This window comes from Streptomyces sp. WM6386, assembly GCF_000972385.1.
Lineage (GTDB): Bacteria > Actinomycetota > Actinomycetes > Streptomycetales > Streptomycetaceae > Streptomyces.
Genome location: NZ_JXTE01000001.1, coordinates 20717 through 40933, shown reverse-complemented (window position 1 = coordinate 40933; position 20217 = coordinate 20717). Strand labels below are relative to the sequence as shown.

At 69.6% G+C, this 20217-nt stretch carries 15 protein-coding genes; 6 read left to right on the top strand and 9 right to left on the bottom strand.

Features of this window, described 5'->3' with window-relative positions; genetic code table 11:
• Positions 1 to 9 precede the first annotated feature (9 nt).
• Complete coding sequence (locus TN53_RS44550) at positions 10 to 216, bottom strand: DUF397 domain-containing protein (protein ID WP_095046210.1); 207 nt, start codon at positions 214 to 216, stop codon at positions 10 to 12.
• Positions 213 to 1049, bottom strand: coding sequence for a helix-turn-helix domain-containing protein (locus tag TN53_RS00165; RefSeq protein ID WP_046256184.1), 837 nt, complete (start codon positions 1047 to 1049; stop codon positions 213 to 215). The genes TN53_RS44550 and TN53_RS00165 overlap by 4 nt, the downstream gene beginning before the upstream one ends.
• Before the next feature lie 115 nt (positions 1050 to 1164).
• On the opposite strand from TN53_RS00165, the gene TN53_RS00160 reads away from it, so the two are divergent.
• The 4 genes from TN53_RS00160 (at position 1165) to TN53_RS00145 (ending at position 7877) form a co-directional block, all read left to right on the top strand.
• Entirely contained in the window at positions 1165 to 1665 is a 501-nt protein-coding gene (locus tag TN53_RS00160; RefSeq protein WP_046256183.1) for an ATP-binding protein, read from the top strand.
• A 170-nt stretch (positions 1666 to 1835) separates the two neighbouring features.
• Entirely contained in the window at positions 1836 to 3365 is a 1530-nt protein-coding gene (locus tag TN53_RS00155) for a protein kinase domain-containing protein (RefSeq protein WP_420719070.1), read from the top strand.
• 99 nt (positions 3366 to 3464) lie between these two features.
• A complete protein-coding gene (locus tag TN53_RS00150) occupies positions 3465 to 5642 on the top strand; it encodes an AIPR family protein (RefSeq protein WP_052745116.1) in 2178 nt (725 codons plus the stop codon).
• Between the two features lie 96 nt (positions 5643 to 5738).
• Positions 5739 to 7877, top strand: a complete 2139-nt coding sequence (locus TN53_RS00145; RefSeq protein ID WP_046256181.1) for a UvrD-helicase domain-containing protein — start codon at positions 5739 to 5741, stop codon at positions 7875 to 7877.
• A gap of 167 nt (positions 7878 to 8044) precedes the next feature.
• Here the strand turns inward: TN53_RS00145 and TN53_RS00140 are convergent, their stop codons facing one another.
• The 7 genes from TN53_RS00140 to mftG form a co-directional block, all read right to left on the bottom strand.
• Complete coding sequence (locus tag TN53_RS00140) at positions 8045 to 8899, bottom strand: alpha/beta fold hydrolase (protein WP_046256180.1); 855 nt, start codon at positions 8897 to 8899, stop codon at positions 8045 to 8047.
• A 158-nt stretch (positions 8900 to 9057) separates the two neighbouring features.
• Entirely contained in the window at positions 9058 to 10422 is a 1365-nt protein-coding gene (locus TN53_RS00135) for a GH1 family beta-glucosidase (protein ID WP_046256378.1), read from the bottom strand.
• A 20-nt stretch (positions 10423 to 10442) separates the two neighbouring features.
• Positions 10443 to 11282 (bottom strand): carbohydrate ABC transporter permease, encoded by an 840-nt coding sequence (locus TN53_RS00130; RefSeq protein WP_046256179.1) that lies wholly within the window; start codon positions 11280 to 11282, stop codon positions 10443 to 10445.
• Between the two features lie 7 nt (positions 11283 to 11289).
• Entirely contained in the window at positions 11290 to 12267 is a 978-nt protein-coding gene (locus tag TN53_RS00125; RefSeq protein ID WP_046256178.1) for a carbohydrate ABC transporter permease, read from the bottom strand.
• A complete protein-coding gene (locus TN53_RS00120) occupies positions 12267 to 13583 on the bottom strand; it encodes an ABC transporter substrate-binding protein (RefSeq protein ID WP_046256177.1) in 1317 nt (438 codons plus the stop codon). The genes TN53_RS00125 and TN53_RS00120 overlap by 1 nt, the downstream gene beginning before the upstream one ends.
• Before the next feature lie 194 nt (positions 13584 to 13777).
• Entirely contained in the window at positions 13778 to 15835 is a 2058-nt protein-coding gene (fusA, locus tag TN53_RS00115) for an elongation factor G (RefSeq protein ID WP_046256176.1), read from the bottom strand.
• 358 nt (positions 15836 to 16193) lie between these two features.
• Entirely contained in the window at positions 16194 to 17759 is a 1566-nt protein-coding gene (gene mftG / locus TN53_RS00110) for a mycofactocin system GMC family oxidoreductase MftG (RefSeq protein WP_046256175.1), read from the bottom strand.
• Between the two features lie 388 nt (positions 17760 to 18147).
• On the opposite strand from mftG, the gene TN53_RS47180 reads away from it, so the two are divergent.
• Positions 18148 to 19200, top strand: a complete 1053-nt coding sequence (locus TN53_RS47180) for a zinc-dependent alcohol dehydrogenase (RefSeq protein ID WP_046256174.1) — start codon at positions 18148 to 18150, stop codon at positions 19198 to 19200.
• Between the two features lie 47 nt (positions 19201 to 19247).
• Positions 19248 to 20213: a radical SAM protein gene (locus tag TN53_RS00100; RefSeq protein ID WP_046256173.1), complete on the top strand. Its 966-nt coding sequence runs from the start codon at positions 19248 to 19250 to the stop codon at positions 20211 to 20213.
• The last annotated feature ends 4 nt before the right edge of the window (positions 20214 to 20217 follow it).

Here is a 20217-nt window from a genome sequence, read left to right as displayed (position 1 = left end):
CGGGACGGGTCAGCGGCCCGCGGTCAACGCCACGAACCCAGCCCATGCGTCCGCCCCAACGGCCAGCACAGGTCCGGCGAGTTGCTTGGAGTCCCGTATCAGGACCGCTCCGGGTGCCGGGGCAACCTCAACGCATTCGCCACCCTCACCACTGCTGTAGCTGCTCTTGAACCAGGCCGACTCGGGGACAGTCGGCTCAATACCCTGGCGGATCATTTCTCTCCCAGAAGTCCCTCGACGAAGGCCAGCGAGTCGCGCGGTGTCAGGGCCTGCGCTCGGAGGATGCCGTACTGCTCTTCGGCATCCCGCACCATCGCACGTTCTGTGTACAGACGGCTGTTCCGCTGGACCTCAACGTAGGCCATCCTCCGCCCCTCGCGGTTCTCGATCAAGGTGAACGGCCCGCCCAACCCGCAGTGTTCCGTGCGGTCATTGGGCATGACCTGGATCTCCACGTTCCTCCGCTGACCATGCAAAAGGATCTGCTCAAGCTGGCCCTGTAGTACCGGCCACCCGCCAACCGGCCGCCGAAGGACCGACTCCTCGATCACGAAGCTGAGTGTCGGCAACGGCCTGCGCATGAAGATGTCCTGCCGTGCCAAACGGGCTGTGATGCGCTGCTCGACAGTCTCTTCGTCAAGGAGAGGGCGCCGCATCGTGAACACAGCGCGCGCGTAGTCCTCGGTCTGCAGCAAGCCGGGCACGGCCAAGGTCGCGTACACGTGCAGGCACACCGCCTCGGCTTCCAGTCGGGCCACGTCCCGGAAGAACGCCGGATACTGAGCCCGCTCAAGCTCCTCCTTGAGGGCCACCAACACACCCCCGGCCCCCAACACCTCATCCGCACGGTCAATGAACTTCGGCTGCGGAATCCGCCGCCCCTGTTCGATCGACGCGATCGAGTCCGCCGCGTACCCCATCAGCTTCCCGAACGCCGCCCGGTCCAGCCCCGCTCGCTCCCGCAGCAGCTTCAACTGCCGCCCGAAAGCGACCACGATGCCCGAGCCCGGCTCGTCCTCCGGCCGCTGCCCCACCTCGTCGCCCCGCATGGTCGCCTCCGCCCGCCCGCACCGCACGTACACACACCGCACCCCCGCGTACAACCGACCCGCGACGGCGCGTCACCTATGGTCACGCTACGCCACCAGAGCCCACCGTGGAGTCATGACCAGCAATCCCGCGAGCACCACCCCCACCAGCCAACCCGCCGCCCAACTCCTCCTCCCCACCCACCACTTCGCGATGCGCTTCAGCTCCACCCCGCGCGGCGCCCGTCTCGCCCGCCGCCTGTGCGCAGTGCGCCTCGACACGTGGGGCATCCCGTACGGCACCGCCGCACACGACGCCCTCACCCTCATCGCCGCCGAACTGTGCGCCAACGCCGTCCAGCACGGGCACGTTCCGGGCCGTGACTTCCACCTTCAGCTCACCGCCCACGACAGGTCCGTACGCATCGAAGTGGCCGACACCCGCGGTGAGCGACTCCCCACCCCGGTGCCCGCCGATCCCACCGGCAGCCGAACCGACGGACGCGGCCTGCTCCTCGTCGACGCGCTCGCGGACCTCTGGGGCTGGCGCCCCCGCGCCGACGGCCCGGGAAAGACGATCTGGGCGCAGCTGGCGGTCCCGGCCGACACGCACGATCCGGCCACTCCTGATCGGTAACCGGCCCGCCGACTGGACGGAAGATCGCCCCACCCCCGAAACTTGTCCCCGATATGTCGGACCGGCGCCGACCCACCGCACGCCGGCGAGAACACTCGACGGGGGCACGGGTGCCGCAGAAGCCGGTCGCGGGGCGTTACGAACTGCTGGACGAGCTCAGCCACGGCGGTATGGGCGACGTGTGGCGCGGTTACGACGCCGTACTGGACCGGCCCGTCGCCGTGAAGGTGATCCGGGGGCAGGCCGCCACCTCCCGGCAGCTCGCCGAGGAGCTGGCCAAACGTTTCAAGCGCGAGGCCCGGATCACCGCGCGCATCCAGCACCCGGGCGTGCCGCAGGTGTACGACGCGGTGCTGGACGACACGTACGAGCATCTGTTCCTCGTCATGGAACTGGTCGACGGCGTCCCGCTGACGAACTACATCCATCCCGACCGACCGCTACCCGTCAGCTGGGCCGTGGCCGTCGCCGCCCAGGTCGCCACGGTGCTGTCGTACGCGCACGACGTGCCGGTCATCCACCGCGACCTCAAGCCGAGCAACGTCATCGTCGCGCGGGACGGCACGGTGAAGGTGCTCGACTTCGGGATCGCGGCGATCCTGCGGACCGACGTCACCAAACTGACCGCGACCGGCAGCCCCATCGGCACGTACCAGTACATGTCGCCGGAGCAGGTGCGCGGCGGGCAGGTCACTCCACAGGCCGACCTGTACGCGCTGGGATGCGTGCTGCACGAACTGCTCAGCGGGCGGCTGGTGTTCACCGCGGACAGTGAGTACCTGGTGATGTTCCAGCACGTCAACGCCACACCGACACCGCTGCGGCAGCTGCGCGCCGATGTGCCGGCCGAGTTGGAGGAACTCGTCCTGCACCTGCTGTGCAAGGCGCCCGAGGCACGCCCCGCGGACGTACAGGAGGTGTATGAGCGGCTGCGGCCCTTCCTGCCGACTGCCGGCGAAGAGCCCGCACCGCACGAGGCGGGACCGGCCGGGGCACCCGACCCGACCGGTGTGTTCCGCCGCCCGTACGCGCCACGCCGACGGGCCGGAGCAGCCGCGCAGCCCGGTGTCGCGGTGCCCGATGCTCCCGCCGTCGTACCCGCACCCGCGCCGCTGCCCGAGACCCTTCGCGCGCAGATCAGAGAGATGCGCGAGCACTACGACGCCCTCATGGAGGAGGACCGGTTCGCGCAGGCCGCCGAGGTGGTCGGCGAACTGATCGAGCCCGCCGGCCGTGCGCTGGGGGCGGAGAACAAGGTCGTCCTCGCGCTGCGGATGCGCCGGGCGGTCAGCCGTCTGCTCGGCGGCGACTTCCGAGCCGCGCTTCCCGAGTTCGAGGCGCTCGCCGCCACGCACTCCCGGATCAGCGGGCCCACCAGCAAGCCAGCCCTCGACTGCCGTGCGCAGGCGGCTCGTTGCCGTGCCGAGCTCGGCCAGGTCACGGACGCGTTGGCGACGCTGCGGGACGTCCTCGACGTCGTACGGACCGTCGACAGCGACGTCAGCGAGGAAGCCGTCATGCTGCGCCGGGACATCGGCATGCTGCTGCTCGCGCAGGGCAGTACGGAGGAGGCCCAGCAGCTCCTGGGACCGCTCCACGACGACCTGTGTCTCGTGTACGGCGCCGCGGACGAACTGACCGTGGAGGTCACCGAAGCCCTTGCCCTCATCCGGCTCGGCCTGGATGGCACCGGATCGTGAGTGAAACCCGGTTCGTTCCGGCAGACTTGTGAGGATTTTGCTGGTCAGGGCGTGCGTGCGGGAGTGTGCGTGGCGGCGCCCCCGCGGAGGGGCGGAAGCATGAGCGGGAAGAACGTCGGCAGCGGCAACGAGGACGTGATCCTTCAGGTCCGTCAGGTCAAGCAGGCGCTGCGCACCGTCTACCTGGACCCGCGGCTGATCGACGACAGTGACCTGGAGGGTATGCCGGCCAACCAGCAGGAACCGCGTCTGCTTTCCCGGGCTCTTACGGCACAGGCCGTGCGGATCGTCACCGGGTTCAGCCCGCAGGAGGCGGCCCTCACCGTCATCGACGGCGTGGCGGACAAGGGCATCGATGCCATCGCCGTGGTGGACGGGCCCGATCCGCACGTCTTTCTCGTGCAGGGGAAATGGAGCAAGGACGGCACGGCCAAGGGTGAGCGGCTGGCGGTCCTGGAGCTGCTGGCCGGTCTGCGGCTCATCGACGACGAGGACTTCGCCGCGTTCAATCCGCGGGGCAGGCAACTGGCCGAGCTGGCGAAGACCGTCATGTCGAAGGGGCCCGTCCCCGTGACCCAGGTCGTCGTCCTGATGCGGGCCGACGAGGTGAGCGAGGGCTTCCGGCACGCCCTGATCGACGGCGAGAAGGAGTTCAACCGACATGGCGAGGTCCTGGACCATCGGATCATCCTGTCGAACGAGGTATGGGGATCGGTCCGCAGCGACCTGGCGCCCCAGCCGGTCGAGCTCACGGCCGACCTGTTCCCGTGGTTCGAGATCAGTTCGCCGTACGAGTCGTACCAAGGCGTCGTCGAGGCCGGGCAGGTGGCCGAGTGGGTGGGGCACGGCAGCAACCTGTTCAACCTGAACATCCGTAATCCGCTCGGCCGGACCGCCATCAACAACGAGCTGATCAGCACGCTGACTTCGGCACCGGAGAACTTCCTGTACTTCAACAACGGCGTCACGATCCTCTGCGAGTCGGTGGTGAGGACACCCCAGTCGATGCGGGCGCCGTACACCCGTCCGGTCAATCTGGTCCTGCACAACGCCAGCGTCGTCAACGGGGCCCAGACCGTCAGGTCCGTCGCCGAGGCGGTCGCCGACGACGAGACCGCCGCGTCGGCACAGATCGGCGTACGCGTCATCGTGACGGGCAAGGCCACGGACTTCGCCAGGCAGACCACCGAGGCCACCAATCGCCAGAACCGCGTGGAAGCACGCGACCGCATCGCCTTGGACACCGTGCAGGCCGCCATTCTCGAAGAGATGCGTGCCGAGCTCGGCCTTGAATACAGCGTGCGCCGCAGCGAGTTGGAACCGCATCCGGACACCGGGTGCACAGTCGTCGAGGCCGCTTGCGCACTGGCCTGTGCCCACCCCGACAGCCAATACGCGGCCCGCATCGCCACCACTCTGGACGTGTTGTGGGAACGAGGGTCGCAGGGAATCTACGACGTTCTGTTCCGCCGCCCCCAGCCGAGCGCCTACCTTCTGTGGAACGCGGTACAGGTCCTGCGAGAAGTCCGCCGCAACCTCCATGAACTGCGCCCTCGCTACGAGGGGCGGGGCGTCGCCCTGACCGAGCACGGCACCTATCTGCTCACTCATCTGGTTTTCCGCCGCCTCGACACCGAGGCCATCGACGAGCCGGACCCGAAGCGGGAATGGGCTGCCCAGGCCGTTGAGCGGACACCACAGCTGGTCAAGGAGTTGTTGCCCGCCGTGGCCGCGGCGATTGACGAGTTGTACACCGTTCGCTCGCAGATCCGCGCCGTATGCGCGGACATTGAACGCTGCCGCGAGGTCTGCGACCGGGTCCTGGGAGCCCCGGCGGCGCCGGCTGACCCTGCTACCGCGGACAAGTACCGTCGCAAGCCGGCACAGCGCAAGCGCCGCCGTCCCAACGCCGTCTCCGTGCTCATCGACAAGGCAGTCCTCCACGAGGGAGACCCGCTCACGCTCACGACGGGTTACCCAATGGAGGCCGAGGCCCTGCGGGACTGGCTGGCCGAGGATGAGAAGCGGTCGCGAGCCACGTGGGTGCCGCACCGTACCAAGCCGATCCTCTGGGCCGCCGACGGCAGGCAATACTCACCTTCCGGTCTGATCTCCCTCGTTTGGGAGCTCGCACAGTGGGAGAAGCGGCCCGTCGCCAACCAGGGCACCGCACGGTGGGCGACCGCCTCGGGCGAGACTCTCGCCGACCTTGCGTGGCGGGTTCTCGACGAACTCGAAGAGCCGGACGAAGACGTGGAGAGCATCGACAGCGTCTGACGGACTCTCGGCGGGCCGACCGGCCCGCCGACCACGGCCACGTAGACACACCTCTACCGCGCAGCCCTCGTACCCGAGTCAGGAGAACTGTCCCCCATGCCCCACCTCGCCTTCGACATCGGCTTCTGCGCCCAGCTCGGCAAGCTCCAGGGCTCGGTGCGGGAGGGGGTGTTCGCGGCCTGGGAGAAGTTCGAACGGCTCACGCTGGACCAGCTGTTCAAGGATCCGGGTCTGAAGCTGGAGGCCCTGAAGCAGGCCAAGGACCCGCACATTCGCACGATCCGGATCGACCAGGGGACGCGGGGGGTCGTTCTCGCACCGGACAGCGGCGACACTTTCGTCCTCCTGCGGGTGATGCCTCATGACAAGGCCATCGCCTGGGCCGTCAAACAGAAAGCGAGCATCAACACCGTCACCCAGGCCGTCGAGATCCGTGACATCGCCACCCTTGAGGAGATGACTCCCGCCTACGAGCGGATCGCGTCCGCGCCCGACCGGCGCCTCTTCTCGAAGATCTCCGACGGGGACATGGCTGCGCTCGGGGTCGATGACACCACGTTGCGCCAGGCCCGCGCGCTCACGAACCTGGAGCAACTGGAGGTGTTCGCGCCGTACTTCCCGCAGGACCAGCGGGAAGTCCTGGAGTATCTGGCGGCCGGGTTCACGGTCGAGGAGGTGTGGCGGGACGTGGTCGCCGTCAGCCTCGCGGGCGCCGCCTCGGCGGAGCCGGTGGACCCGACGGACTATGCGACGGCCATTCACCGCACCCGGACACGTATCGCGGTCGTCGCGGACTCCGAGGAGTTGCGCGACATCCTCGACAAGCCGTTCGCGGCCTGGCGGGTCTTCCTTCACCCCTCCCAGCACAAGGTCGCCTACCGTGCCTCGTTCTCCGGCCCCTCCCAGGTCACCGGCGGCCCGGGAACCGGCAAGACTGTCGTCGCCCTGCACCGCGTACGTCATCTCCTGCGTTATCTGCGCGACGGTGAACGTGTCCTGTTGACCACGTACACGAACGCTCTCGTTGCGGCGCTGCGCACGGGCCTTGCCGCTCTCGTCGAGGACGAGACGCTGCGCGACCGTGTGGACATCATGACCGTCGACGCCTTCGCCGGCCGGGTCGTGTCGACCTCGCGACGGCCGTTGCGGGGTGGCGAGGAGGAGTCTCGCTGGGAGCAGGCGGCTCAGGTGACGGCCTTCGGCGGGACGGCGCAGTTTCTCGCACAGGAGTACAAGCATGTGGTCCTGGCCCAGGACCTGCGCACCTTGGAGGCGTACGAAGCGTGCGAGCGGCGCGGGCGCGGCAGCGCACTGGCCGCGTCGAAACGGCCGTTGGTATGGCGGACCATCCAGGAGTTCACGGAACGGCTGGGCGCCGACGGTCTGCGCACCTACCTCGGCACATGCGCGGAGGCCGCCGACCTTCTGGAGCAGGAGGGGCCCCGCTACCGGCATGTGGTGGTCGACGAGGCCCAGGACCTGCACCCGGCCCAGTGGCGGCTACTGCGTGCGGCAGTCCCGCCGCGACCGGACGACCTGTTCATCGCGGGCGATCCCCATCAACGTATCTACGATTCGAAGGTGTCGCTGAAGGCTGTCGGAATCAATGTCGCGGGCCGCGCCACGAAGATGCGCAAGAACTACCGCTCCACGCACGAGATTCTCAGCTGGTCCACCGCCCTCCTCGTCGGCCGCCCGTTTGAGGAGTTGGCCGACGACTCGCGCAACGAGACGCTTCTCGGCTATCGCTCGGCCCTGCACGGCGACGGCCCCGATCTGCGCGGTGCGGCCACGGAGGACGCGGAACTCACCGCGCTCGTCGATCGGGTGCGGGGTTGGCTCGACAGCGGGATCGCCCCTGCAGAGATCGGGATCAGCGCCCGGTTCAACAAGGTCTGCGACAAGGCCGTGACGCGCTTGCGGGCTGCGGGGCTGCCCGCGGTTCGACTGCGCCCCGACGCTCCGGAAGGTACTGACGCGGTGCGCATCGGCACCATGCACGCGTTCAAGGGCCTTGAGTTCCGTTGCGTGGCCGTGATCGGCGTGCACGACGCGGCGCTGCCCAACCCGAGCGCCCTCACACCACCTGAGGTGGACCGGCTCCAGCATGAGGCGGACCTCATGGCCGAACGGTGCCTGCTGTTCGTGGCCTGCACACGGGGGCGGGACAGCCTGTACGTGTCATGGCACGGGCACCCGAGCGCGTTCCTGAGCGAGGCCGGAACGACGGCCTGAATTGCCGAGTACAGCGATCTTCCCGAATGGCCGGTCGATGTGCCGAGGGTCCTGCTGCGGTACGCGATCGCTCCGCCGAACTCCATTCACTCCACATGGGGATGGATGATGACGGCGAGCGGAAGGGGGAGTCCAAGAAGCCTGCCCCGCCATGGGCACAGCGCACCTCAGACGGGATCCGTCGAGCCCAGGAACGACACCACCGCCGTCACGAACCTCTCCGCACCGTCCAGCCACGGAAAGTGCCCCGCACCGCTCTGCACCACCGACTCGGCGTCCGGGAACAGCTCGGCGTACTCCCTCATCGCCTGCGGCGGCCCCGCGAGATCCACCTCCCCGGCCAGCACCAGCACCGGCCCCGCGAATCCGCCCAGCGCCGCCCGCGTGGCCTCCGGCTCGAAGGCGCCGTCGGAGCCGTACACGGCCGCCGCCTCGTCGTTGCGCTGCTCGCCCTCGGCCGCCCGGACGGCCTTCGCCTCGTCGTCCCAGCGGGCGTGCCAGAAGGGAGCGACGGCCTCCCAGGAGTCGGGGGTCGCGCGGCCCTCGGTGATCGCTTCCAGGGCCGCGTACGCCTCGTCGTACCACTCCTCGCCCTGACGCAGTCGGGCCGTGCTCAGGCGGTCCTCGGCGGTGATGTCGATGCCGACCGCGTAGACGCTCGGCGTGATCAGGGCGAGGCGTGCCACTCGGTCGGGGTGGCGGGCCGTGTAGAGGGCGGCCAGGTTGGCGCCCGCGCTGTGGGCCAGCACGTCCAAGTGGTCCAGGGCCAGTTCCTCGCGCAGTGCCTCGACGTCGTCGACCTGACGGTCGCAGCGGTACGACGCCGGGTCCTCGGGGGTCGCCGAGTCGCCGGTGCCCCTGAGGTCCGGACGGATCAGGGTGCGGTGCGCGCTGAGGCCGCCCAGGTCGCCGAGGTAGGCCGAGGCCTGCATCGGGCCGCCGGGGAGGCAGACCAGGGGCGGTCCTTCGCCGGTCGCGTGGTAGGCGAGGGTGGTGCCGTCGGGGGTGGTGAAGGTGGGCATGGCGTGAGGCTTTCACCCGGCCTGGCCTGCGGCAACGTATTAAGTGCGGCTCTCGCGGCGCGGGGGAAGAGGGCTGGGCGATCCGCCCGGCCCTCTTCCCCTCTCCACGACGCTCCGCTCGGCGACTCCGCGCCCTTACGGGCGTAGTACCACCTTGCTCAGGCCGCGTGCCGTCCCCGCCCCCGTCCCCGATGGTCGCGGATGATCTCCGCGTACCGGTGTCCGGAGCCCTTGATGGTGCGGGTCTGGGTCGGGTAGTCGACGTGGACCAGGCCGAAACGCTTGCCGTAGCCGTAGGCCCACTCGAAGTTGTCCAGCAGCGACCAGGCGAAGTAGCCGGCCAGCGGGGCGCCCCGGCGGGCGGCGGAGGCGCAGGCGGCGAGGTGCCCGGCGAGGTAGTCCTGCCGCTCGGGGTCGTCGACGGTGCCGTCGGGGCGTACGACGTCCGGGTAGGCGGAGCCGTTCTCGGTGACGTACAGCTTGCGGGCGCCGTACTCGTCGGTGAGGCGGAGCAGCAGGGCCTCGATGCCGCTCGCGTCGATCTCCCAGTCCATTGCGGTGCGGGGCACGCCGAGGCGGCGTACGGAACGGGCGTGCGGGGCCGGGCCGCTGGGGTCGTCGGCGACGGTGGCCGGGAAGTAGTAGTTGAGGCCGAGCCAGTCGAGCGGGGCGGCGATCGTCTCCAAGTCGCCCGCACGCTCGGGGAGTTCGACGACGTACAGCTTCCGCATGTCCTCGGGGAAGCCGCGGCCGTGGATCGGGTCCAGCCACCAGCGGTTGGTGTGGCCGTCCATCCGGCGGGCGGCGGCGAGATCCTCCGGACGGTCGGTGGCGGGGTGCACGGTGGAGAGGTTGTTGACGATGCCGACCTCGGCGGCGGGGACGGCCGCCCGGATGGCCTGGGTGGCCAGTCCGTGGCCCAGCAGGAGGTGGTACGAGGCGCGCACCGCGGCGGTCAGATCGGTGAACCCGGGGGCCATCTTGCCTTCGAGGTGGCCGATCCAGGCGGAGCACAGGGGTTCGTTGAGCGTGGTCCAGTGGCTGACCCTGTCACCCAGTCGCCCGGCCACGACGGAGGCGTACGCGGCGAAGTGCTCGGCGGTCTCCCGCTCGGGCCAGCCGCCCCGGTCCTGGAGCGCCTGGGGCAGGTCCCAGTGGTAGAGGGTGACGGACGGGGTGATGCCCGCGTCCAGCAGGCCGTCGATCAACTCGTCGTAGAAGTCCAGGCCCTTGGCGTTGACCGGTCCGTCGCCGCCCGGCAGCACGCGTGGCCAGGCGATCGACAACCGGTAGGCGTTGGTGCCCAGTTGACGCATGAGCGCGATGTCCTCGCGCCAGCGGTGGTAGTGGTCGCAGGCGACGTCGCCGTGGTCGTTCCCGGCGATCTTCCCGGGGGTGTGCGCGAAGGTGTCCCAGATCGACGGCGAACGGCCGTCCTCCGCCACGGCTCCCTCGATCTGGTACGCCGAAGTGGCCGTGCCCCACAGGAAGTCCTGCGGGAGTGCGGCGAGGTCGATGGTCACGAAATCCCTTTCGAGGTTGGTCACTTGACGGCACCCGCCGTCAGCCCCGCGACGAGATAGCGCTGCAGGAGCAGGAAGCCGGCCACCACCGGCACGCTCACCACCAGCGAGGCGGCCATGATCTGGTTCCAGTACACGTCGTTGAGCGTGGAGTAGCCCTGGAGTCCGACGGCGAGGGTGCGGGTGGTGTCGTTGGTCATCACCGACGCGAACAGCACCTCGCCCCAGGCGGTCATGAAGGCGTAGACGGCGACCGCGACGATGCCGGGGATCGCGGCCGGCACCACGACCCGGAACAGCGCCCGCAGCGGCCCGCAGCCGTCGACCAGCGCCGCCTCGTCCAGGTCGCGCGGCACCGAGTCGAAGTACCCGATCAGCATCCAGATCGAGAACGGCAGGGAGAAGGTCAGATACGTCAGGATCAGCCCGCCGCGCGAGCCGAACAGGGCGATGCCGGTGGCGTTGCCGATGTTGACGTAGATCAGGAACAGCGGGAGGAGGAAGAGGATGCCCGGGAACATCTGCGTCGACAGGACGGTGACCGTGAAGACGCGTTTGCCGCGGAAGTCGTAGCGGCTCACCGCGTACGCGGAGAACACCGCGATCACCACCGAGCAGACCGTCGCCGCGCCCGCCACGATCAGCGAGTTCACGAAGTACCGGGCGAGCGGGACCGTGGACCAGATGTCGATGTACGGGCGGATCGTCAACTCACTCGGTATCCAGCGGAACTTGCCGGTGACGTCGGCGAGGGGCTTCAGCGAGCTGGAGACCATCACGTACACCGGCACCAGCACGAAGCCGCAGAGCAGGGTGAGGAAGATCCGCCGGGACCAGAGGAACGAACGCGGCGGTGCCATCGGGGAGTTACGCACGCGTGGCCCTCCGTCCGCGCGAGGTGACGGTGAGGTAGGCGCCCGTCACGAGCAGCAGGAACAGCAGCAGGAGTACGGACATGGCGGAACCGGTGCCGAAGTTCCAGGTGACGAACGAGGCCTGGTAGATGTGGACCGAGACGAGGTCCGCGGCCTCGGGGGCGGACCTGCCGAACAGGACGTACGGCGTGTTGAAGTCGTTGAACGTCCACAGGAACAGCACCAGGATCAGCACCTGGTTGACGGCGCCCAGCGACGGCAGGGTGATGCGGCGGATCTGCTGCCACACTCCGGCGCCGTCGAGGGCGGCCGCCTCGTACAACTCCTTCGGGATGTTCTGGAGTCCGGCCATGACGATGAGGAAGGCGAACGGCCAGCCCTTCCACACCGACACGATCAGCAGCGCGTAGAAGCTGTTGTCGCCGATGAGCCAGAAGGAGGGCTTGTCGGTGAGGTGCAGCTGGTCGTGCAGGACGTGGTTCACCAGGCCGTTGTCGTGCTGGAACATGAACACCCAGGTGATGACGGCCGCGTAGACCGGCAGGGCGTACGGCACCAGGAACAGCGCCCGCAGCAGGCCCCGGCCGCGGAAGGTGTCCTGCATGAAGACCGCCGCCGCGGTGCCGATCAGCCAGCACAGGGCGACCGACAGCAGGGTGAAGGCGACGGTGACGAGGAAGGAGTGCAGCAGGGCCTCGCCGACGGGGGCGTCGAAGTCCACCGACACCTTGAAGTTGTCGAGCCCGGACCAGGGCGCGGTGCCCCAGTCGCGGATGTAGAACTGCGTGAGCTCCTTGAAGCTCATCACGATGCCGACGCCCATCGGCACCAGGTGGACCAGGAGTTCGAGGAGCAGGGCGGGCAGCAGGAGAAGATACGGCAGTCCGATACGGCGGATGCGGCCGGGGCGTGGGGTGCGCTTCTCGCCGGACGGCGCCTTGGGTTCGGCGCGTTCCAGAGTTGTGGTCATCAGGCGGCCGGCATCTGCTGCTGGGCCTTGTCCAGCGCCGCCTTCACCAAGTCGGTGGTGACGGCGCGTCCGGCGGCCGCGTCGGCGAACAAACCCTTGACGGCCGTACCGACCGCTGTCTCGAACTGCGACTCGTCGGCGACCTGGGGCAACGCGGCTGCGCTCTTGGCGAGGGTGTCCTTCAGGACGGCGTTGGCGGGCGTGTTGAAGGCGCTGTCCGCCTGGGCCGCCTTGACCGGCGGTATCGAGCTGTACGCGGTGTTGAGGATCTTCTGCTCCGCGTCGCTGGTCATGAACTTCACGAACTTCGTGGCGCCGTCGAGGTTGTCGGTGTTCTTGAAGACGGCCAGGTTGATGCCTGCGACCATCGAGTTGACCTGAGCGCCGGTGCCCGGGGTGCCGGACTGCACGGGCACGGGGGCGATGCCGTAGTCGTCCTCGCTCATGCCCTGGGACTTGAGGTTGGCGGAGGCGGACTGCCACAGGAGCATCGCCGTCTTGCCCTTGGCGAAGTCGCTGACGGACTGGTTCTGGGCGTACTCGGCGTTGCCGGGCGCGATGACCTTGTCCTTGGCCATCAGGTCGACGTACTGCTTGACCGCGGTGACGACCCCGTCGCTGGTGAAGTCGGGCTTGCCCTCGGCGGTGAAGAAGTCGGCGCCGTGCTGCTGGGCGAAGACGAAGACGTGGTGGATGTTCTCCGACGGGTTCGAACCCTCCGCTCCCAGGCCCCACTTGCCGTCCTTGGAGAGCTTCTTGCCGTCCGCGGCCAAATTCGCCCAGGTCGCGGGGGGTTGCGCGATGCCGGCGTCGGCGAACATCTTCTTGTTGTAGTAGAGGGCGTACGCCATCGAGTACAGCGGCACCGCGGAGGGGTCCTTGCCCTCCGCGCCCGTGGAGCCGAGCGCGGAGTCGACGAAGCGGTCCCTGCCGCCGATCTTCGCGAAGTTCTCGGCGTCCCACGGCAGGAGTGCGCCGGTGGCCTGCAGCGAGGCGCTCCAGGTGTTGCCGATGTTGAGGACGTCGGGGCCCTGGCCCGAGGTGGTCGCGGTGAGGATGCGGTTGAGCAGGTCCGACCAGGGCACGACCTCCAGTTTCACCTTGATGCCGGTCTGCTTCTCGAACCTGTCGAGCTCGGGCTGGAGGACCTTCTTGTCGACCTCGATGCTCGCCCCCTGGTTGGAGGCCCAGTAAGTGAGCGTCTTCGGCGAGTCGTTGGACCCGCCGCCCGTCGACGAACCGCCTCCGCAGGCCGATGCGGCCAGGGCGAGAGACAGGGTGACGGCGCCTACGGCCGCGGCTCGGATGCTGCGCATGGCTCCTGGTGTCCCTTCAGGGAATGCACTCACGGCTTAATTTAGGACGTGAGTTAAATGCCACGGGTTCGGGACGTCAAGGGGTTGAGCGGCGGGAGTTCGACAAGAAGGTGCGCTCTGGTGCCGGTCGTTCACTTCCTGAACGAGGAGCAGGCGGCCCCTCCCCGTGTCGGGGAGGGGCCGCTCTGGCCCTGCTAGCGCCGGTCCGCCGCCAGGGTCGCCGGCGTCGGCGCCGGGGCGTACCCGGTGGGCCGGGCCGTGAAGGTGCCGCGGCCCTGGGTTCGGCTGCGCAACCGGGTCGCATAGCCGAAGAGTTCGGCCAGCGGCACGGTAGCGGTGACGACCGCCGAGCCGGACCGCGTCACCGAGCCGGAGACCCGGCCGCGCCGTGCCGCCAGGTCGCCGAGAACTCCCCCGACGGCGGCGTCGGGCACCGTGACCGTGACCTCGGCCACCGGCTCAAGGAGGACCATCGCGCAGGCCCGCAGAGCCTCCCGGAGTCCGAACCGGCCCGCCGTGCGGAAGGCCGTGTCGGAGGAGTCCTTCACATGCGTCGCCCCGTCCGTCAGGGTGACCCGCAGCCCCGTCACCGGGTGCCCGCCGAGCGGCCCCTCGGTCAGGGCGTCCCGGCAGCCGGCCTCGACCGCCCGGACGTACTCCTGCGGCACCCGGCCACCGACGACGGCCGAGCGGAACTCGAACCCGGCATCGACTCCCAGCGGCTCCACATCGAGGACGACATGGGCGAACTGCCCCGCGCCACCGTCCTGTTTGACGTGCCGGAAGACATGCCCCGACACGCCGCGCCCGACGGTCTCGCGGTGTGCGACCCGGGGCCGGCCGGCGTTGACGTCCAGCCCGTGGTCCCGCCGCGCCTTCTCCAGCGCGACCTCGAGATGCAGTTCGCCCATGCCGGACAGCACGGTCTGCCCCGTCTCCGGGTCGGTCCGCACGACCAGCGACGGGTCCTCCTCGGCGAGCCTCGCGAGCGACGAGGCCAGCCGGTCGGTGTCGGTGGACCTGACGGCCTCGACCGCGACGGAGACGACCGGTTCGGCGACGCTCGCCGGTTCGAGGACGAGCGGGGCGTCCGGCGCGCAGAGGGTCGACCCGGCGCGGACGGACTTCAGCCCGACGACCGCGACGATGTCGCCCGCGACCGCCCGGTCCAACTGGGCGTGCCGGTCGGCCTGTACGCGCAGGATCCGTCCGACGCGCACGCCGCGCCGCGCGCCCGCGTCCATCACCATGTCTCCCTTCTCGATCGTTCCGGAGTACACCCGGAGATAGGCGAGCCGCCCGGTCGGTGTGGCGTTCACCTTGAACACCAGCGCCGCGAAGGGCGCCGCCGGGTCGGCGGGCCGTTCCTGCCGGGTGTCGCCCAGGGTGCCGTGCACGGGCGGCACGTCGAGCGGCGACGGCAGATACGCCACGACCGCGTCCAGCAACGGCTCGATCCCACGGTTGCGGTAGGCCGAGCCGCACAGCACGACGACGGCGTCGCCGGTGCGGGTGAGGTCACGCAGGCCGTCGACGAGCGTCCCCGTGTCGAGCGTCGACTGCATACAGAATTCCTCCAGCGCGGCCGAATGCAGTTCGGCCACCGCCTCCTCCAGCAGTCGACGCCGTCGCCGCGCCTCCTCCCGCAGCTCCTCGGGAATGTCCGCTACGACCATGTCGCCGCCGTCGGTCCAGGTCAGCGCCCGCATGTGCACCAGGTCCACGACCCCGCGGAACGCGTCCTGCGCACCGATGGGCAGCTGCAGGACCAGCGGGGCCGGGTGCAGTCGCTCCCGGATCGACTCGACGGCGGTGTCGAGGTCGGCGCCCGCGCGGTCCAGCTTGTTGACGAAGGCGATCCTCGGTACGCCGTACCGGTCGGCCTGCCGCCAGACCGACTCGCTCTGCGGCTCGACGCCGGCGACGGCGTCGAACACCGCGACCGCCCCGTCGAGCACCCGCAGCGAACGCTCCACCTCGTCGGCGAAGTCGACGTGTCCCGGGGTGTCGATCAGGTTGATCCGGTGGCCGTCCCAGGCGCAACTGACCGCCGCCGCGAAGATCGTGATGCCGCGGTCGCGCTCCTGCGAGTCGAAGTCGGTGACGGTCGTGCCGTCATGGACCTCGCCACGCCGGTGGGTGGTTCCGGTGGCGTAGAGGATCCGCTCGGTGACGGTGGTCTTGCCGGCGTCGACGTGGGCGAGGATGCCCAGGTTGCGGACGACGGCGAGGGTGTCGAGGTTGGTGCGCACGGCCCATGGCCTTTCGGATGATGTGTGACAGGGCGGCGCGATTCCCGGACAGGGCTGACCTGACGGCACGTCAACGCATTGACGTGCGGGGTCTGTTGAGGGTCAGGCGTGTGTCCGGGGCATCCGGTACCGGCCGCGCAGCGGGCACCGGACGGAGCAGGACACGAGGATCACGTCGTACGACGACGGGGGAACGACGACAGCGGCGCGGTCACACACGGCCGGTCTCCCCTCACTCGTCGGTCCTCGTCATGACACGCGCACCGGCCCGGCGTGGGCGGTGCGCGACGTGTGGCGAGTGTAGGGAGACGGGGACGGGCGGGTCACCCGATTTTCCGTCGCCCCGGTGAGGGGGGCTTCACGGCAGCTCCCGGCGGATCGCATCGGCGACGACCTCGCCGATGAGCACGGCCGTCGCCGCCGGTCCCCGGTGGGGGGTGTCCGGCAGGATCGAGGTGTCGGCCACCCGTAGCCCTCGTACGCCGTGGACGCGCCCGAACTGGTCCACCGCGGCATGCCGGAGGTCGTCGGCTGGTCCCATCGGCACGGTGCCGCAAGTGTGCTGACTGGTACTCAGGTGCTCGGAGATCCACCGGTCCAGCGCCCGGTCGTCGTCGAGAACCGCCAGGCCGGGATCCAGCAGCCCCTCGGACACCGCTGCCAGCTGCGGGCTGTCGAGCAGCGCCGCGGTCAGGCGGACGGCCTCGCGCAGCCGCCGGAAGTCGTCGCCGGTGGTCAGAAAACCGTATGCGATGTGCGGCATACCGTCGGGGTCCGCGGAGGTCAGCCGCAGCGTGCCGCCCGGCCGGGACGGCTGCACGGAGACGAGGAACGACAGTGGGGCGCCCGGCACCCGCACGACTCCCTCGACCAACCCGGCCATGGGCACCAGGGACTGGAGGACCTCGATGTCGCCCGGTCCGTCGGACCCTCCCGCCGAGGCTCGGTGCAGACAGCCGCCCAGCCAGGTGTCGGCCGGCTCACCGAGGTCGTCGCGCGGCTTCCAGTCCAGGACCAGTTGGGGGTGGTCGCCGAGGCGGGCGCCGACGGCGGGGAGGTCACGGACGACGGGGATGCCGTGGCGTACGAGGTCGGCGGCGGGGCCGATGCCGGAGAGCAGCAGCAGGTGCGGGGTGGCGAACGCTCCGGCACTGAGCACGACGGTCCTCGCGTCCAGCGTGCGGCGCGCCCCCTCCTGCTCCACGAGGACGCCGGTGGCACGGCCGCTGTCGACGACCACCCGCAGGGCGCGGCAGCCACCGAGGACGTGCAGGTTCGGGCGGTCCATGACCTCCGGCGGCAGATAGCCGAGGCCGACGTTATGGCGTATACCGTCGACCGCGTTCGAGGGCACGGGGCCGAACCCGGGCGGAGCCTGGTCGTTCTTGTCGGGTTCGGCCGGGAAACCGAGATGGCGGGCGGCGTCCCGGAAGGCCCGCGCCGCCGGGTGCGTCAGGGGGCCACGACGTACGGGGACCGGGCCGGAGCCGCCGTGCGAAGCGTCCTGGCCGAAGTCGAGGTCGTTCTCCAGGTCCCGCAGGAACGGCAGGACCTGGTCGTAGGCCCAGGCGGGACTGCCCGCGGCGGCCCACCGGTCGAAGTCCGCGCGCCGGGCCCGTACGAAGTAGCCGCCGTTGACGGTGGTGGAGCCGCCCAGACCGCGCCCGCGCGGGACCTGCCACGGGCGCCGTGGGGTCAGGTGCACGGGATACCAGGTCGTGGCGCGATGGCCGGGCCGCGCGCCCGGCACGAGTCGTGCGTCCAGCAGGTCGGGGCCGAACTCCGCCTCCCCGCGGGGCATTTCACCCGTGTCGATCAGCAGCACGCTCCGGTCGGGGTCCTCGCTGAGCCGTGCCGCGAGCACCGCTCCGGCGGCTCCGGCGCCGACCACGAGGGCATCGACAGGGTTCGGAGTCTGTCCCATGGGTGCCATCCTGCCCCAGACCTGCGGCAACCCCTTGCCTGCCCCGCTGCTGCCCATCGCCCCCAGGAGGGCGAGGGCTCCGCCGTCGGTCGAGTCGTCCCCTAGCGGATCCGCAGAGACTCTAAGCGATCGCTCCAGCGGATCCGACGCGGCAACGGAGCCCCGCACCAGCCGGCCTCCGGACAAGGCGTCGGGATCCGCGTGCCGTGCAGCCGCGCGGCGGCGGTCGCCGGCCGCACCCCCACCCCTGCGGTGCGCCGGCCACGTACGAGCAGCGCACGGTGCGCGCGCACCGTCCCCGGATCACCGATCAGGCATGCCACAAGGGCTGTTCGCACTGCCCCCGGGCCCGGACCGAAGCCCTCCCCGACCTCCTGGAGCACCGACCATGGCCGAAGAGGCACGCATGAAAGTCGCCGCACTGGACGGACCCGGCGTCAGCCGGATCATCGAGAAGCCGTTGCCGCGGATCGCCGAGGACTACGTCCTGGTGAAAGTGGTCGCGGCCCCGATGTGCAATGAGCATCTGGCGTATGAGCACGGGGACTTCCGCGACCGCAACCGCTGGGACTCCCTGGGTCACGAGGCGGCCGGCGAGGTGGTCGAGGCCCGGCCGGGCAGCCCGTTCGGGCCGGGTGACCGGGTGGTCGTGCTCAGCGGCTATCCGTGCGGGCGCTGTGCGCTGTGTGTCTCCGGGCGGTACGCGCACTGCGCCGACACCGAGGATCCCCTCGCGGTGTGCTCGGGCGACTCGGGTGAGTGCGGCTTCGCTCAGTACATGATCAAGCGGGAGCGTCTGCTGCTTCGGATCCCCGACGGGATGCCGTACGAGCATGCCGCGATGGCCTGTTGCGGGATGGGCGCGACGTACACGGCGATGGAGAACATGGGGGTCGCCGCCGGCCACACGGTCCTGGTCACCGGGCTCGGTCAGGTAGGGCTCGGCGCCGTGATCAACGGGCAGGCCAGGGCTGCCCGGGTGATCTGCGCCGGCCGCAGCCCCTACCGCCGGGAGCTGGCACGGCAGTTGGGCGCGGAGCTGATCGTCGACCTGGGGACACCGGACTCGGCCCTGGCCGCCGTACGGGACTTCACCGGGGGCAAGGGCGTCGACCATGTCATCGACTGCTCGGCGCAGGCCGGCCACCAGCGGTTCGGACTGGATGCCGCGGGGCGCGGCGGGCGGGTCACCTTCCTCGGGGAGTCCGGCGAACTGTCGCTCCACGTCGACCAGGACCTCATCCAGAAGGGCGTCACCCTCTACGGCAGTCTCGACCTGTATCTGCAGCACGCCCCGGGAATGCTCGACGCCATTTCCCGTACGGGCCCGCTCATCGACCGGTTCATCACGCACACCTTTCCGCTCGACGAGATCGAGCAGGCCTGGAAACTCCAGCTCACCAGGGAATGCGGAAAAATCATTCTGCATCCGTGGCGCTGAACGCCCGCCCCAGAGCCGAACGGCCGTACACCCACGGAGGTTTGAGGATGTCCGAGAACAACGAGAACCACGACCCGAACACACCGCTCTATGTCGGCACCCGGAAGTTCCTCGGAAAGCGTGACCTGGTCCTGTCGTTCTACACGACGAAATGCCAGTTCCAGTGCACGTATTGTGCGCTGCCCACCCGCTCGGCGTCGTTCGAGGTGACGGCCGAGCAGATCAACAACCAGATCGACCATGTCTTCGACTCCAAGGCCGGTGAACTGGGCGGATTCCGCCAGCTGTGTTTCGGCAACGAGGGATCCGCTCTCGATCCGAGGCGCTTCCACCGCGAGTCCGTCGACCATCTGCTGCACCGCGCCCGGGAGATGGAGAACCTCGAGGTCCTGTCCATCGAGACGCGCCCGGAGTACGTCAAGCGTGACTACCTGGAGCACATCGCCAGGACCACCCACGCTCCCCGGCTCGACGTGACGGTCGGCTTCGAGACGCAGGACGACTTCATCCGGCAGACCGTCCTGAAGAAGAAGATCTCCCGCCGGGTGATGGAGGACCGGGTCGCGCTCCTCGGCGAGTTGGGGATCCGGCTCACCTCGTACGTCCTGATCAAGCCGGCGCCGCGGATGACGGACGAACACGGTGTGCGCGAGGCCGTCGCCACGATGGAGTATCTGAAGGAGCTCTGCGACCGTCACGGCACCGAATTGGTGATCTATCTGACGCCCACCTATGTGGCCGAGGGTTCCCATCTGCAGCAGACCACACAGCCGGGCGACTGGACCCCGCCCACCATTCAGGGAATCTTCGACGTCGTGGTGGCCGGACATTCCCTGGGGCTGCCCGTCTACACGGGCCTGTGGAGCGAGGAACTCGCCGACGAGAGCACGGACTTCCGCGGCCGCGAGGGCTACGATCCCGAACTGCGCAAGGCCATGGTCCGCTTCAATCGCGACCACGACTTCAGCCACCTGCAGCCCTTCGTGCCGGCGCAGTTGGCGCTGGCGGGGTAGGGCC